16 protein-coding genes and 1 tRNA gene are annotated in these 16,572 nt (G+C 31.2%); 16 read left to right on the forward strand and 1 reads right to left on the reverse strand.

What is annotated here, in order from left to right; translation table 11 throughout:
* Positions 1-8 precede the first annotated feature (8 nt).
* The 12 genes from ACZ76X_RS17930 (at position 9) to ACZ76X_RS17985 (ending at position 12,017) form a co-directional block, all read left to right on the forward strand.
* Positions 9-125 (forward strand): lariocidin family lasso peptide, encoded by a 117-nt coding sequence (locus tag ACZ76X_RS17930; RefSeq protein ID WP_423778875.1) that lies wholly within the window; start codon positions 9-11, stop codon positions 123-125.
* A gap of 98 nt (positions 126-223) precedes the next feature.
* Positions 224-502: a PqqD family protein gene (locus ACZ76X_RS17935; protein WP_016135746.1), complete on the forward strand. Its 279-nt coding sequence runs from the start codon at positions 224-226 to the stop codon at positions 500-502.
* Positions 495-971 (forward strand): lasso peptide biosynthesis B2 protein, encoded by a 477-nt coding sequence (locus ACZ76X_RS17940; protein WP_016135747.1) that lies wholly within the window; start codon positions 495-497, stop codon positions 969-971. The genes ACZ76X_RS17935 and ACZ76X_RS17940 overlap by 8 nt, the downstream gene beginning before the upstream one ends.
* Positions 916-2,955, forward strand: a complete 2,040-nt coding sequence (locus ACZ76X_RS17945) for an asparagine synthase-related protein (RefSeq protein ID WP_479851244.1) — start codon at positions 916-918, stop codon at positions 2,953-2,955. Before ACZ76X_RS17940 ends, ACZ76X_RS17945 begins: the two co-directional genes overlap by 56 nt.
* A 15-nt stretch (positions 2,956-2,970) precedes the next feature.
* Positions 2,971-4,809, forward strand: coding sequence for an ABC transporter ATP-binding protein (locus ACZ76X_RS17950; protein WP_097841734.1), 1,839 nt, complete (start codon positions 2,971-2,973; stop codon positions 4,807-4,809).
* The gene (locus ACZ76X_RS17955; protein ID WP_098347264.1) at positions 4,793-6,601 is read left to right on the forward strand and encodes an ABC transporter ATP-binding protein; all 1,809 of its coding nucleotides are present in this window, start codon (positions 4,793-4,795) and stop codon (positions 6,599-6,601) included. Before ACZ76X_RS17950 ends, ACZ76X_RS17955 begins: the two co-directional genes overlap by 17 nt.
* A gap of 101 nt (positions 6,602-6,702) precedes the next feature.
* The gene (locus ACZ76X_RS17960) at positions 6,703-7,980 is read left to right on the forward strand and encodes a clostripain-related cysteine peptidase (protein WP_097841732.1); all 1,278 of its coding nucleotides are present in this window, start codon (positions 6,703-6,705) and stop codon (positions 7,978-7,980) included.
* A 496-nt stretch (positions 7,981-8,476) separates the two neighbouring features.
* On the forward strand, positions 8,477-9,826 hold the full coding sequence (locus ACZ76X_RS17965; RefSeq protein ID WP_479851245.1) for a Sau3AI family type II restriction endonuclease: 1,350 nt from the start codon (positions 8,477-8,479) through the stop codon (positions 9,824-9,826).
* 192 nt (positions 9,827-10,018) lie between these two features.
* A complete protein-coding gene (locus ACZ76X_RS17970; RefSeq protein ID WP_479851361.1) occupies positions 10,019-10,450 on the forward strand; it encodes a hypothetical protein in 432 nt (143 codons plus the stop codon).
* A gap of 40 nt (positions 10,451-10,490) precedes the next feature.
* The gene (locus tag ACZ76X_RS17975) at positions 10,491-11,486 is read left to right on the forward strand and encodes a type II toxin-antitoxin system antitoxin SocA domain-containing protein (protein ID WP_479851246.1); all 996 of its coding nucleotides are present in this window, start codon (positions 10,491-10,493) and stop codon (positions 11,484-11,486) included.
* 233 nt (positions 11,487-11,719) lie between these two features.
* Positions 11,720-11,793 (forward strand) — tRNA-Ile (locus ACZ76X_RS17980).
* A gap of 71 nt (positions 11,794-11,864) precedes the next feature.
* Positions 11,865-12,017, forward strand: a complete 153-nt coding sequence (locus ACZ76X_RS17985) for a hypothetical protein (RefSeq protein ID WP_479851247.1) — start codon at positions 11,865-11,867, stop codon at positions 12,015-12,017.
* Between the two features lie 211 nt (positions 12,018-12,228).
* Here the strand turns inward: ACZ76X_RS17985 and bla are convergent, their stop codons facing one another.
* Entirely contained in the window at positions 12,229-13,155 is a 927-nt protein-coding gene (gene bla / locus ACZ76X_RS17990; RefSeq protein ID WP_479851362.1) for a class A beta-lactamase, read from the reverse strand.
* Between the two features lie 685 nt (positions 13,156-13,840).
* Between bla and ACZ76X_RS17995 the strand changes: the two genes are divergently transcribed.
* The 4 genes from ACZ76X_RS17995 (at position 13,841) to ACZ76X_RS18010 (ending at position 16,533) form a co-directional block, all read left to right on the forward strand.
* On the forward strand, positions 13,841-14,461 hold the full coding sequence (locus ACZ76X_RS17995; protein WP_166689515.1) for a DsbA family protein: 621 nt from the start codon (positions 13,841-13,843) through the stop codon (positions 14,459-14,461).
* A gap of 171 nt (positions 14,462-14,632) precedes the next feature.
* Positions 14,633-15,454: an MBL fold metallo-hydrolase gene (locus tag ACZ76X_RS18000; RefSeq protein WP_479851248.1), complete on the forward strand. Its 822-nt coding sequence runs from the start codon at positions 14,633-14,635 to the stop codon at positions 15,452-15,454.
* Between the two features lie 4 nt (positions 15,455-15,458).
* Positions 15,459-15,851, forward strand: a complete 393-nt coding sequence (locus ACZ76X_RS18005; protein ID WP_479851249.1) for a nuclear transport factor 2 family protein — start codon at positions 15,459-15,461, stop codon at positions 15,849-15,851.
* Between the two features lie 154 nt (positions 15,852-16,005).
* The gene (locus ACZ76X_RS18010) at positions 16,006-16,533 is read left to right on the forward strand and encodes a nuclear transport factor 2 family protein (protein WP_479851250.1); all 528 of its coding nucleotides are present in this window, start codon (positions 16,006-16,008) and stop codon (positions 16,531-16,533) included.
* Positions 16,534-16,572: the final 39 nt, after the last annotated feature.

A 16,572-nucleotide genomic window follows, 5' to 3' on the forward strand; every position in this document is an offset into this window, starting at 1 on the left:
GAAGAAAAATGAAAAAATTAGAAGTAGGGAAAGTAAAGGGATACGGATCGTTTATGGCGGTAACCTTAGCTAAGACAAAGAAGCCAGGTGATGGCACTAGAGCTAAAGGAGTCCGTAGGCGTTAAAAATTGTAAAATAGAAAACTTGATTTATGAACTATCTAAGAAGAATAGTAGAAATCTAGTTCTACTATTCTTCTTAAAAAATGAAGGAGGAGACAATTATGCTGTTAAAAAAGAATTCTAATACTGTCACTTCTATTGCTAATGAGGAAGAGACAATTGTGTTGCATATTAGTGAAGGTGAATACTATGGCCTAGAGGGTGCTCATAAAGAAATTTGGGATAATTTTAATCAGAATTTATTTGAAAAAAAATCAATTGTAGAAGAATTTTTATCTAAATTCGATAATTCTAAAGAGGAGATACAAAAATTAGTGGATGAAAGTGTAATGGATTTAATTAATTATAAATTAATAATGGTTGTTGATAAATATGAATAACTCTAAAGAATATTTTGTCGCTTTACATAATTTAGTAAGAGGATTGTTAATTGAGGATTCATTTGATGTTGTGTTTAATAAAGTCTCCATTCAGTTCTTTCCAATGTATGAAAGTGCTAAAAGGAGAAAAGCAATGCCGATAAATATAAAAGAACTGATAACATTTAGTAAATATTTATATGAAATGGATGAACAAGACGCTTTAATCGCCTCATGTGTATCTATTTCTTTAACAAATCAAATTGTCCTATATTCAAATGGAATTGATGCAAAATTAAAAATTGGATTTAAAAAAATAGATGAAAAGTTACATTCTCATGCTTGGGTTGAGTTGGAGAATGGAGAAGTTATTGATCCCCAAAATCATCTTGGGAAATTACAAGTAATGCATATATTTAAAATGAGAGATGGAGTTGAAAGGTGGGTTACGGAAAATGAGAATGTGGATAGCTATGTGGGGAGAAAATAATACTATAAAAAAACAATGGAGCAAGAATTTAAGAAATTGGTTAAGTTCAATGAAGATAAGTAACCAACTTAATTTTGATAGAGAGGGATTTTTTTTAAGTGAAGTTGATTTCTCTTATAAAGATTCTCATAAAAAGACCAATGAGCAAATTTCCTTTTTAGCTACTCCATTAATTATGAATGGTGTACTAAGTGATTCCTTAAAGCATTCTTATGTTGAAAGTTTAACATCAAAAGCTAGGGAAAATCTGTATAAGGGTTTAACATCAAATATAGATTATCAATTACAAAATGCTAATGGTGATTTCACAATTACATATGTTGATCGAAATATGGATAATCTTGTAATAGCTAATGACATTTATGCGACGAGGCCAATCTATTATTATAAACATCCAAATGACGATTTCTTTTGTGCATCAAATGATTTAAGAACGTTGCTATTAAATTATGAAATTCCTTTTACAGTTAATTACAACGCATGCTTAAATTATCCAACTACACAATTTGCAATTAGTGAAGCGGAATATAGCAATGAAACATTTTTTAAAGGTATTTATCGATTACCACCAGCCTCAATTTTACAATGGAATAAAAATGATAAATTAAGTATTCGTTCGTATTGGGGACTAAATAATCTACTTAATAAAGTAAAACATACGAATATTACGGATTATGTGGATGAGTTCAGACAGACAATGCTTGATGTTGTTCAACTTCGTATATCAGATAAAAAGACAATTTTAGATGTAAGTGGAGGCTTAGATTCAGGAAATATTTTAGGAGCTGCAATTGCCAATGGCTCAAGCTCCTCTATTTTTGGAGTTAATCTATCTTTTGAATCTAATGATATGTCATTTAGTCATGATAAAGAACTTGTAACTAAGTTATTACAAGACTTAAACATTGAACATGCCATTATTATGGGGGATGATATTAACAAGATTTTAAATGCAGAAATAGGAAGAGATCCGATGTGGTATATAGATGGACCTGATCCACGAGGGAATCCTTTGTATGATGAAGTTGTAGCAGCAATCTCTATTGAAGTTGGTGCCAATCGTTCCATATCTGGCGATGGTGGAGATTATGTAGCGAGTGGAGAGGAATTAGTCATTGATTCTTTACTTAGACAGAAAAAGTTTAAAGAAGCAGTATCAAAATTATGGAATTGGTCTGATAAAAAGGTAGGAGGATTCTTAGATAAAACATTTACTTATGGAATTGCACCATTTATTCCAGGTTTAAACGAGAGGTTATACTATAAGACCGTTTGGGCTGAAAAAGTGGAAGCAAATATGCCATTTTTTACCCCAGAACATATTGAACGTGAAAATAAAGGTAATCAAAGAGAGTATGAGCAGTATAAAAAAAGTAAGGATTTTAAACTTTGGGGACACCGATATCACTATGATTACTTATATCCAAGGGCAAGATGTTTAGATACAACTAGGGTAGCAACAGATTATATGTACCCGTTTTATGATAAAAAAATGATTGAACTTAGTTTTTGCGTTCCACCTGAAGAACATTACGATTTACTAGAAGGGCATAAAAATGGATATTATAAAGGGTCTAAACAATTGATGAGAAAAGCGTTTAAGGATGTTTTACCAGATTATTTATTGAATAGAAAAATAAAAACCACTTATGCGCACATGGCTAGAAAATGTTTATTAAATGAAAAACATAATATTTTACAATTGTTCTCAAAAGATAAAAAGAATTTTGTGGCGGAATTAGGGATTATTGATAAGGAGAAATATAGAGACCACTTAATTGCAATGTTAATAAGATCTAATGATCCAAATAATGATTTAGGGATGAGTTTTCAATATTTACGTTCTGTTTTAGAGTTAGAAATTTGGTTACAAGAAGTTGAAAAGGGAAGAGATTATATTTTAGAAAGAAGTAAACCAGTGGATCCTCGTAATATAGGAAAGTGTATTTTTTCTTCAGAATTAAAACAAGCAACATTCTATTGAAAGTAGAGGAGAGCAATGTTTAATTTTTGTAAAGAGCGTATGCTCAATTTTAAAAATACGATGAGCATAGCTTTTTTTTTAGGGAAAATAATATGGAAATCTAGTCCGATTTTGGTCATAGTTTTGTTAGTTTTACTTAGTGCTGAGGGATTAATTGTTGCTATACAGTTATTTGCTACAAGAGAGATTCTGAATGGAATTAAAAATGCAAATCCTGGTGATACATACGTGTTTATTTGGGGAATTGTATATTGTTCAACTTTTGTTATAGGAATTTTCTCTGTATCAATTACCAGTTGGATTCAAAAGTTATTAGGTGAAAAATCTATGTTAACAATTAATACGACACTTTTAGAAGCTATAGAAAAAATGCCAGGTATGCGTTTTTTTGAAGAAACGAAATATAGGGATAAACTTGAGACTTTAAGAGACAGTACTAGTTGGTTACCTATGCAAATAGTTGAATCAACGGGCAGTGTAATAACAGGAGGAATTTCTTTAATTAGTATCATCATAGTAGTTGGTACGCTATCTCCTCTTTTAGCGGTGATATTAATTGTAAGCGCTATCCCTTATGTCATATATGCAAATAAATTTACTGCAATGGAATGGGTATATGAAAATGAATTTGCATCAAATCGAAGAAAGATGTCATATTATAGGGATAATTTATTAATAAAAAATACCGTACAGGAAGTTAGATTGTTTAATTTGGGTGAATTTTTTTTGAAGCAATATAAAGAAACATTTGATGTAGTTTTTTCAGCATATAAAAAAATTCAAACAAAATCTTTAATTCCAATTACCTTAACTGGTTTATTATCTGGGGGAGTGGCTGGATTAGGGTATTTGTGGATAACTTATAAAATAAGTAATGCTTCTTTGACAATAGGAGATATCGCCTTATATTTAACTGCCTTATTTCAATTAAATGTATTATTAAGAAATGTTTCCAATGAATTTGTTGAAACACTTGAGCTTTGGAGAATGGGGGGAGATTTTCATGATTTTGTTAAATTAAAGCCGGATGTCCAAATCTCTCCAAATTCTAAATTTGTAGATTTGCATGAAATGAATATTGAATTTAAAAATGTAAGCTTTAGTTATCCAACTAATAATGAACATAAAATTCTAAGAAATCTTAGTTTTAGACTGAATGCAAGGCAAAGTACAGCCATTGTAGGAATGAATGGTGAAGGGAAAAGTACAATTGTAAAATTACTTTGTCGATTTTATGATCCCAATGAAGGGGAAATTCTAATTAATAATATAAACATAAAAGAAATAGATATTCAGCATCTGCGTAAACATATTTCTGCCATCTTTCAATCATTTGGAAAATATGGTTTAGCAATAGATGAGAACATTGGAATTGGTGATTATGAAAGTATAGAAAATAAGAAACAAATTCAAGAAATAGCTAAACGTGTTGGTATACACGAGAAAATTAATAGTTATACAGATTCCTATAAAACAATGGTAGGAAATGAATGGAATGGCATAGAGTTTTCAGGTGGACAATGGCAAAAAATAGCACTAGCTAGGGCCTTTTTTAGAAACGCTTCTACCCTAATAATGGATGAACCTACAGCCGCTTTAGATATTAAATCAGAAGAGCAATTGTACAATCAATTTTATTTATTAACGAGACAAAAGACAGTATTATTAATTTCGCATCGTTTTAGTACTGTAAAAATGGTGGATTCTATTATTGTAATTAAGGATGGAGAGGTTATTGAACAAGGTTCGCATGAAGCATTAATGGATAAGCAAGGAGAATATGCAAAGATGTATTTAATGCAAGCATCTAGTTTTTCTTTAGAGGGGACTGTGAAAAATGAAAAGTCTCAATAAGGTATATCATACTTATAAATTTACAAGGGAAACATTGGCTTCTTTAAAAATGCTATGGAAAGCTGATAAAGCGGGATTTACCTACATTATGCTCATTAAAATACTGGAATCAATTATTCAGCCATTGCTTATTTGGTTAAGTACTAAGGTAATTGATGATTTATCAAAAGATCCTGCAGCATTATTAAACTCGAATTTCACGTTTTGGATAATCATTACATTCATTATTCTCACAATCACTGCAGATTTATTTAATCCTTTTTTTGAAGTGAAAAAAAGGTTATTGGTAGCGAAACTACAGATGTATATCGATGTATTAATTATGAAAAAAGCTAATACATTGGAGAGTCTTGAGTTTTTTGAAGATAAAGAACTTTATAACAAAATAAGGTCTTTTAGAAATAATGAGTATTGGATTACAATGTGGATTGATTTAATCATGAAATCATTTGGAGGCACCGTAAAGATTATAGCTAGTGTTGCATTACTATTTTCTCTCTTACCGTGGTATCCATTTCTACTTTTAGTAGTTTCTATTCCAAAACTTATTAAAGAGGTAAATTTAAATCAAGCAACATTTGAAGGTAGGCCAGAATTAATGGAATTAAGGAGGAGAGCTGAATATTATACGTCAGTTCCCCTATTACCACAATTAGCGCAAGAGGTAAAATTATTTCACTTAACACCTTTTTTTAAAGAGAAATATGTTAAGACGGTACAAAAGCTGTCAGCAACTTTAAGTAAAGATCAAAGAAAATTAGCTGTTCATAGTCTACTTTGGGGGCTAATACAATCTTGTGTAATTTCCTTCAGCATAATTTTTATTATTTATAGTGCGATTAATAATGAAGTATCAATTGGAAGTGTAGTTTTATTTTTAGGTATGACCATCCAATTATGTGAAGGCGTTAATGAGTATTTTGCATTAATTGCTATAGGGGCTAGGGAAGGAAGACATTTAAGGAACTTACTGAATTTTATTCAACTTCCTAATCCTAAGACAGTAAATTCATCTTTAGTAGAGAGTCAGGAGAAGGATTCGGGTTTCTATTTATCGCAAGTGGATTTTTCATATCAAAATTCAGAAGAAAGTTCTCTAAGTATAAAGAAATTGCACATACCTCAAGGGAAAATTACTGCATTAGTTGGCGAAAATGGAGCAGGAAAAACGACGCTTATTAAATTATTATTAAGACTATATAATCCGAGTCAAGGTTCGATTTACTATAATAATAAAAACTTAAACGATTATGATTCAACTGAATACAAAAAAAAGTGTACAGCAGTTTTACAGGATTTTGTAAGGTACGAAATGTTACTAAGGGAAAACATAGGCCTTGGTGATGTGAAAAATATTAATAATATTCATGAGATTCAACTAGCAAGTGATAAAAGCAATGTAAAGGAATTGCTTCCTACCTTGACAGATGGATATGACACTCAATTGGGGAAATTATTTGGTGGACAAGAATTATCAGGTGGACAATGGCAAAGAATTGCCATTGGAAGAGCATTTATGCGTGATAAAGAAGCAGAAATCTTAATATTTGATGAACCAACTTCAGCACTTGATCCATACGCTGAAGATGAAATATTAAGAGTTTTATCAAACCTGGCGGATAATAAGACTGTTATTATTGTAACGCATAGGTTAAGTACTGCAAAATTAGCAAACCATATCATTTATTTGGATAAAGGACATGTAACAGAACAAGGAACCCATGAAGAATTAATAATTAAAGATGGGAAGTATGCAGAGCTGTACTCTATTCAAGCTAAGAAATACAGCTAATACTTTAATGTGAAGATTTATTTTGTTGAATATAACTCTATACATTGTTTTATGCGAGCTTTACTTATGAATCAATTTAAAAGTAAAAGGGGGCTATAAAGATGAAAAAAACGTATAGGATACTATTAATATTAATGTTTTTAATAGGGGTTTGTAGTCTAGTAGAGGATAATGTAATAAAAGTTTCAGCAGATACAAATAAGGTAAATAAAGCAAAATATACTGTGATGGTTTATTTGGATGGTTCTAGTTTAGAGAGTGATTTTGAGCTAGCTTCTGAAGATTTAAAAGAGATGCTGAAGATAGGATCTTCAGAAGAAGTTAACATAGTTATGGAAACAGGTGGAGCAAAAAAATGGCATACACCTGCGATTAATCCAGAAACCAATCAAAGATGGATCATTCAAAAAGATTCCCTACAATTAATTGAGGATGTTGGATTTAAGAATATGGGGGAATCATCTACACTTAGCGATTTTATGGTTTGGGGTATGGAAAAGTATCCAGCAGAAAAATATGCTGTGATTTTATGGGGGCATGGATCGGGATCTGTATATGGATATGGTCATGATGAACGATTTGGATTGGATCCACTTACATTGCCAGAACTAGAAAAAACGTTTAAAGACACTTATGAAAAAACAAGAAAAAAGCTAGAGATTGTAGCATTTGATGCTTGTTTAGTTACAAATCTAGAAACTCTTAGTTATATAAATAAGTATGCTAATTATATTGTTGGTTCAGAAGATATGGTTCCAGGTCATGGTTTAAATTATATATATACATTTGAAAAGTTATTAAATAAACCAAATATGAATGGAGCAGAGTTGGGAAGAATCATAGCAGATGGTTTTTATAAGCAAGCCATAGAAAATGAAGAAGATGATGATATAGCTATGTCTGTGATAGATTTGTCTAAGGTAAAACCTATTACAAAAGCTTTTGATGATATAGCAAGATTATTGAAAGTAGATGTATTAAATGATGATAAATTTCAATCTATCCTTACTGCAAGACGTAATGTAGAGGAGTACGGAAAAATGGATGGCCCAGAGGATTCAGAAATGGTAGACTTGGGAGATTTGGCAAAACAAATGTATTCTCAATATCCATTTTATTCAAGAAGAATTATGAGTGCAGTTGATCAGGCTGTAGTTTATAATGTGAAAAGCCCTTGGAAAAAAGCCACTGGTATTTGTTTATTTTTCCCTTTAGGTGACAGAGAGAGATTTGATGAGAAATTGAATCTTTACAAAAACAATAATTTCTCCAAAGATTATTATGATTTCCTTGAAATATTTATAGCGAATCTAAAAAATAATCAATTCATGAACGTGAGCAACGAATCCTTAAATACAAATATAGTAAAAAAATTTTGATGTGACATATACAGGAATGTAAGTAAATGAAAAGTCAAAAAAGAATGTAATAAAATTAAATGAATAGAAAAATAGTAGTATTTTAGTTTTTGAAAATATGTTGATATAAATATACTTTTTTTGTAATATATAGGTATATTATTAGTTTACTTGATTCCGTTTATTCCCACACCTTATGTGTTGTGGTTGAGTTGTAGAAGTAAGTTTTGTTCTTACTTTAATTTTGAAAGGGCTTCTTTGAGCCGATTAGTGTAAATAGCTTATTTTGCTATGCACAATTAATCGACTTGACGAAGCCTTTTTTGTTGTGGTGGAAACAAGTATGAAAATGTATTTCTGTATACAATAACAGATTAAAAAAGAAAGTTTATATAGGAAGAGAACAATTACGAGTAATTGATTCGTAGGGGTATGTAGTTTTTTTATTTTAATGTATGAATAGTTAATTGTTCAGTTTTAGTAACTAAATAATAACGAAAGATAGGTGGGGATGAGTATGAAATTTAAAACAGAGGAAGAACTAGTAGCATTTACGGAAGGAATTATTGGGAAGAGTTTTAAAGAAATTGATACAAAAGGAATCTTACAAGGAAATAGTAACGATAAAGGAATACTAGGTAAGGTTGTTGAGACAGGATTTTATGATTATGAATTAAATAATAGTCCTGAGGCAGACTTTGGGGAATTAGGAATTGAGTTGAAAGTTTCTGGTTTTAATAAACTTCGAAATGGATCATGGTCGGCAAAGGAAAGAATTTCTTTAAGCATGATTAACTATAAAAATATTATTCATGAAGAATATGAGTTTAGCAAAGTTGTTTCTAAGAACAAAAAGTTGCTAATTATTTGGTACGAATATATGAAAGGTGTTCCGTATGGAGATTTTATAATTCGAGATTTTCAACTCTATGATATGTCGCAAGATGAAGCAATAATCCGAAATGATTTTTATACAATAAAGCAAAAAGTGCTAGAAGGACTTGCTCATAAATTGTCTGAGGGCGATACCGTTATTCTAGGGGCGGCCACAAAAGGACAGAAAGGACAAAAAGCAGAACAGCCTAATTCGGAAATCTCTGCACCTACAAGAGCATTTTCCCTAAAAAATTCTTTCTTTCGTGGTGTTTTGAGAAGCCATGTAGAAAGAATGGACAGAGGTGAAAAATCTAATGTATTTGTCACACCTGAAGGATACATTTGGAATCAACTAAAACCGTATAAGGGGATGAATCAATTAGATATATTAAATCTTTTTGAGAAGCGTGATCCAGCTAAAAAAATTCCTAACAGTATTAGTAAAATGGTATCTAATAGGATAGTAGGTACAGATAAGGAATTACCAGAGAAGCATGAGGTATTCAGTAAATCTAATTTTCTAATTAAAAATATACCAATTCGAGAAGATAACAGTCCTATAGAAAAAGCAACGTTCAGAACTTTGCAACTTGCAGATTTTGAAAATTCTTGGGAAGAGTCTTCCTGGAAAACATTCTTTGAGGAAGTAACTTTCATATATATAGGCTATCTAGGAGAGAAAGATGGTAAGAAGCTAGGTAATGGCCAAAGGATTCTGGATAAAATTTTTAAGGTTACATTTACTCCTGAAGAAGTGGATGAGTTTGAAAAAACTTATAACATGATAAAGGAGACAATTGAAACAGGGGACATTCGTAAACTTCCAAAAGCTTCACATGATGTAGGAAAGGAGCTTAAATTGGTTGTTTCAACTAAAGGAAGTGGTACAGGGGGCTATGAGAGATTTTTTGATGATACAAGAGAAACATGCTTTATGTTAAATAAAGATTTTATTCATCAGAAGTTTAATGAAGCTGTGATTCTAAAGTAGATACGTAATTTATTTACGAATTAAACTACAGCAAAACAACCATATAGAAGTTTCGTAGACGACATAAACGTTCTGATTATAAGAGGAGAGAATGGAAGTTTACTGTTAATTAACAAAAACGTATCAATTGATACGTTTTTTCTTGTTTTTCTAGTAAATATGAGGTACGATTTGAAAGGGGAAAGAATTTTAATGAATATTAGCTTTCAAAATAGGGAGACAAAAAAGCACACTAATTTTACAATCGGGGAGATTGAGCAGTACATATTAGAGTTTAAAAAGTTAATTAAAAATAACCGATTTACGGTTTCTCGAAATGAAAAAAGGAAAGAGAATAGTGAATTTTTAGAGGCAAATAAGATTAACGCTAGTAAGGTGAAAGAGATTCTTCTTAATATAGGAGTACGTGATTTTTGTTATGCAGTTGATAATAAAAATCCAAATTTTGCTTATGAAAAATTGTATATCTTTTGTCCACAATATGAGCTAGATAATTGGGGACAAAATAGGACGGTAGACATATATGTTAAGACGAATCTAATTGAAAATAAGGACAGGAACAAATACATGATTGTTGTTTCTTTTCATAAAAGGAATAAACCAGTCACTTATCTTTTTAGGTAAAGATAAGTGACTAATGGTTTTAAAATGAGGGAGGATTTTTATGTTGGTTTTATGTGAGTTTTGTCGAGATATGGTAAAGTATTCTACTAAAGATGTTCCAAAAGTGACAGTCATTAGAGGGAAGCAATATCATTACGTAGGTAAAGAAGCAAATTGCGAGGAGTGTAAATCTGAAATATTTGTTCCTAACATTCATGATTATAATTTAGAACAATTAGATCATGCCTATAGACAACAGGAACAGTTAGTTACTATTTCTGAAATAAGAGAGGTTTTAGAAAAATATAAAATTGGAAAACGTCCATTGTCTTTACTTTTAGGTTGGGGAGAAGTTACCCTAACAAGGTATGTAAATGGAGATATTCCGACAAAGCAGTACTCGGATATATTGAAAAGATTAGGTAGAGATCAATCTTTTATGCTAGATATTTTGGAAAGAAATAAAGATTTAATTACTCAAAAAGCATATAGAGTCTCTAAAGAAGCAATCGCAAAGCTACAGGAAAATGATGATATTATTTCTACGCAGACTACGAAAATCGAGGAAGTTGCTAACTATTTGCTATATAAAAATGATGATGTTACTCCTTTAGCTCTTCAAAGACTTTTATACTATGCGCAAGGATTTTGTAAGGTGTTTACTGGAACATATTTATTTGAAGATGATTGTGAAGTAGGAAGTCACGGCCCGGTATATCGAGTTATTTTTGATAAATACAAAGGATATCAGTACGACAATCTTGAAGTTAATTATGATAGTACAAATCAGTTAACTCAAATAGAAAAGGAACTATTAGAGTGTGTAGTTAATACTTTAGGGTGTTATAGTGGGAAGAGTTTAGAGAAAATGATTCTATTTGACTTACCATGGGCAGTAGCTGATCTAGAATTAGAAGATAATGATATGTGTAAATCTATCTTAGAAAAAGAGGAGATAGATAATTGCTTTAACACAATGAAACAGGCATATAATTTAGTTACTATTTCTGATATTAAACAATATAGCATAAGAGTATTTGGTAATATAAACAAGTAAATATTGTAACTATATCATTTTTAATATGATTGATATATACATTTTTTACTGTTAAACAGAACTCTGTAAAGGTATTAAAAGATAATACAAATTACAAAATATTAGGAGTACAGAATATAAACACTTTTACCACGATGTAAATATGCATATTAAATAAAAAGTAAAGTGAATTGATACATTATATGGTAAAATGATATATATGAATGCGCTTTATGAAATAAATTTTATGCTTTGGACCTTTAGCTCAGCTGGTTAGAGCAAACGGCTCATAACCGTTCGGTCGTAGGTTCGAGTCCTACAAGGTCCACTTATAAACAAGGAGAAAGCACTCAAGTGAGTGCTTTCTCCTTGTTTATAATAAATAAAGGGGATTGTGACATGAAAATAATTGATTTAGAGACAGAAAGAAAAAAGAAGGGAAAATTAATGGTAACTATTCCAATTATAGAACTAATGTATGGAGAAAAAGGTGAAATTGAATTTAAAGTAGTAGGAAAAAAAGTTGTTCCACAATCCATGTTTAAGAATTAAACTACTTTTATTTCTTATAGGCTGTAGGGTCGTTATGTGGGAGATTTTTAAGTATGGAATTCTCCTGGATACTAATAAAAGGAAAAATTAAAAGTTATGTACGAAATGGAGGTGATTTTGTAGTGATAATGGTAGATTTCTTGTAAAATACACAAAAAGACCGTCACAGTATTGTGACGGAAAATAAAAAAATTCTGATGGCTTAATACTATCATTGTTTATTTGGAGTTTTTAAAGCATCTAACACTATTTTGGTTGCTTCTGCAATAAGCTTATCATCGTATTTAGCATCCTCTTTATCATGATTAGAAAGTATTGCAAGAACAATTGGCTTTTTATTTGGTGGCCAAATAATTGCGATATCATTTCGGGTTCCATAAGATCCCGATCCCGTCTTATCAGCTACTTCCCAACCTCCCGGAACTCCAGCACGAATTAATTTGTCTCCTGTAGTGTTCCTTTTCATCCAATCTATTAATAAATTCCGTTTCTCAGTTGAAAGTATATCTCCTAGCGCGAAAGCCTGCAGACTAATAGCTAATGCCTTTGGGGTACTAGTATCATGAATCTCTCCTGGATGCACTTCATTTAATTCTGGTTCAAAACGTTCAGGGTTTGTAACAATATCTCCTATTTCTATCAGTGACTTTTTGAATTCACTTGGCCCACCTAATTGTTTAAGAATAAGATTTTGTGCAGTATTATCACTATATCGAAGGGAAGCATCTGCAAGCTCTTTCAGGGTCATACCTGTATCAACATACTTTTCGGTAATTGGATTGTAATTAATAAGATCTTCACGAGTATACAAAATTCTTTGATTTAGATCTTCTATTGATTTCTTTTGCAAAAGTACTCCTACGGCTAAAGCTTTGTGGGTAGAAGCGTATGCAAAACGCTCATCTGATTGATAAGTAATGGTTTGATTCGTATCAGTGTCCAAGGCATAAATGCCGAGTTTAGCATCAAATTCTTTTTCAAGCTTAGCAAAAGAATGATTACCTGTATTTTCTTGTTTGGCCTGTTTAGGTGGTTCAGATTGAGTATTACTATTGGAACAGCCTATAAGCGTTGCGCATGAAAGAAATAATACAGGTACAATCTTTTTGTAAGGTAACATGTTAAAAAACTTGTTCAAGACTATCATAAATTTTCAACCTCTTTCAAAGATATATGTTTTTTTTCTAGGTGTTCTAAATATCAATACAATTAAAGAGTGTATAGGGTAACATTCTTCTTGCATCACTCTTATCATAAACACCTGTTTTATACGTATAATGAATAGACAATCTAAGTAGCAAGTTTGTTCCATTTAAAGAGAAATAAGAAGATGTTTTTAGAATTCATTACTTTAAACAATAGACATTTAGGGTAAAGGAGATTTATTTTAATTCCATAATTGTGGAAACGTTAAAGTAGAAATTTAATTTTTTTTGTAAAAAAGAATTGACTTTCGACTTAGTTGTAACTAATATGGTTACATAAGGTGTAACTTATTTAGTTACAACGAAGTCCTGTTTTAAGAAAAAAGATTTATATATGTAATTGAGGATAGCGGTCTATACGTTGTCGTCCAGTACAGGAAGTTACTACTATATTAACAACTATGCATATTTTAATCGGTAGTGTTTCCTGCTTTAGAGCCATAACGTGCAGAGTTATCTTTTATGAATAATTTTAGTTGATATTTTTTTGGAAAGATTAGTATTTGGGGAAAATAATAAGGTTTCTAAAAAAGATACAATTTTACAAACCAAAAAGCTAGCTAAGAATTTTTAAGTGATAGCTGAACTAGCTAATAAAAATAAAGGTAGGAGATTTAAATGGAGAAAAAACAAGATAACCTTATATACGTATGGGACGCATATTGTGGATGGTGCTATGGTTTTTCAGAAAGTATTAAAGGATTTTACAAAGACCACACTGAAATGCCGTTAACAGTTTTATGTGGGGGGTTATTTTTAGATGATCTACCAATAAAAAATTTCTCATATATAGAAGAGGGAAATAAAAGAATTAATCAACTTACAGGTGCAGAATTTGGTCCTTCCTATCAAAAATTGGTGGAAGAAGGGACTTTTAAAATGAATTCGAAAGATGCTGCAATTGGCTTTTCAGCTTTACGCTCATTAGCGCCAGACCGTTTGTTAGAATTCACGTCTGCTATGCAAAAAGCGTTTTATTATGATGGACAAAGCCTAAGTGATCCTGAGACATATCGTAAGATTGCAATTGAGCATGGTTTGGACCCTGAACAAGTAATTGAGCGTTTAAATGCGCAAGAAACAATTATAGACGTCCAAAATGATTTTAATAAGGTTCGACAGCTTGGTGTTAATAGCTACCCTTCATTACTTTTACAAAAGGATAATCAAATTATTCCTATTGGTGGTGGGGTAATGACGCCAGATAAAATTGAAGCACGTTTTAAAAATTTATACTAAGAAAGTTTAGACTATAGTAGTAAACATGTTAGCTTACGCCAACCGACATACATCTTCCATCTATTTACTGGTGCCATGAGCATTTCAGAGAATTGAGGAGGGGCCTTCTGTCGAGGCAAAATAAAAGTGTGTTATCTATTCAATAACTATAACAAAAGGAGAATAAGATCCATGTTTAAAACAATCGATACAAATCATAAAGATGTGAAATTAACAGTGTTTAGTTCGGATGAAAAAAGTTTTATGGTCACTACAACCTTAGTTGAGAAAGCAGGACATGCATTTTTAATAAACTCAAAATTTACTCAATCTGATTCGAAAGAAATTGTGGGCTATTTGAAAAACAATAACTTATCTCTAGATAAAATCTTTATTATCCATGGAGATCCTGATTACTATTTTGGGTTAGAAAGTATAAAAGCTGCTTACCCAGAAGCTATAGCATATGCTACAGAGTCTACGGTTGAACATATTGTTCATTCTGTATTAGGGAAATTGAAAGTTTGGAAAGATGCACTTGGAGAAAATGCACCAAGTAATGTGATATTACCTCAAGTCTTTAAGGAAAAATCTATTGATTTTCAAGGACTAACATTTGAACTAGTAGGCTTAGATCATTACAGAACTAGCTTATTTAACAGAGAACTGAAATTATTAATTGGGGGAATAGATGTATTTAACGAAATCCATCTGTTCTTAGCAGATACTAGTTCAAAAGCAGCAATGGAGGCATGGATTGAGAACTTGAAAGTGTTACAGGCTTTAAATGCTGACGTAATTGTACCGAGCCATGGATCAATTGAAAAATCCTTAGATAATCAAGCGATTACTGCAACTATGGATTATTTAAGAACTGCAATTCAAGCTTCTGAGGAAAGTAAAACTTCAAAAGATTTTGTAGCAAAACTTGAAACAGCATATCCAGGCTATGCTAATAAAGGTGTATTAGAATTAAGTGCAAAAGTTGTAACAAAAGAAATGCCTTGGGGTTAATGCTATGAACAAATATCAAAAACTATTACATGAAACATATGTGTTAACTGGCGAAGGAAAATTGGATGTTTTCAAAACGTATTTAAATGAAAAAGTATCTTGGACAGAGGCTGCTGGATTTCCATATGCGGGTATTTATATAGGTCCCAATGAAGTAGTGAAAAATGTACACGAACGTCTTGGAACTGAATGGGATAACTATAGTGCTAAAGATGAAATTTATACCTTTAATAACAATACTGTTATCGTGTATGGAAAATATAGTGGAACATATAAAGTAACAGGGAAATCATTCATAGCAGATTTTTGTCATCTTTATGAGTTTGATGAGAACGATAAGGTTAAAAAGTTTATTCAAATTGTGGACAGTGCAACTGTTAATGAGGTATTAAGTTAGAGTTAAAAGTTTCTAATATGCCTCATACAAGGAGTATTGTTAGGATAGCTGGATTTTCCTAACAATATCTCTTACATCACATTCTGGGAAAGGTTTTTCCCCTATTAAGCGTGTTATCGAAGGTGAATTATAAAATTAGAAGAGGTAGATATATATGAAATTAGAGAAGAATTTAATAGTAATAATTATTTCTGTGTTTATTTTAGGAATTGTGTCGACTTTGATATTTCAAGCTTCAACTGGGAATACCAAAGGTCACTCAATAAAGAGTGAGAACGTTGCACCGGTATCGAATGATAATGCGACAGAAAAAGAAAAAAATAAAAAGATGGTAGTTGATTTCTATAATGAAGTTTTTAACAAACATAATATCGATATTATTCCTAAATATGTAAGTGAAGATTATAAGCAACATAATCCTTTTGTTGCTGATGGACGAAAAGCCTTCATGGATTTCTTTAAGGAGGACTTTGTTAAAAATCCAAATTCCTCTGCAGAAATTAAACGTGTAGTGGCTGAAGGAGATACAGTTGCTCTTCATGTACATTCTCGTACTAATTCTCAAGATAAGGGAGTTGCTATAGTGGATATTTTCCGTATAAAGGATGGAAAGATTGTCGAACACTGGGATGTAATTCAAGAAATTCCAAATGAGGCAGCTAATAATAATACAATGTTTTAGGTAGAAGATATATATACTAAATTCAGATTTCTAACAATA

This window comes from Bacillus sp. BC05(2025), from assembly GCF_056725905.1.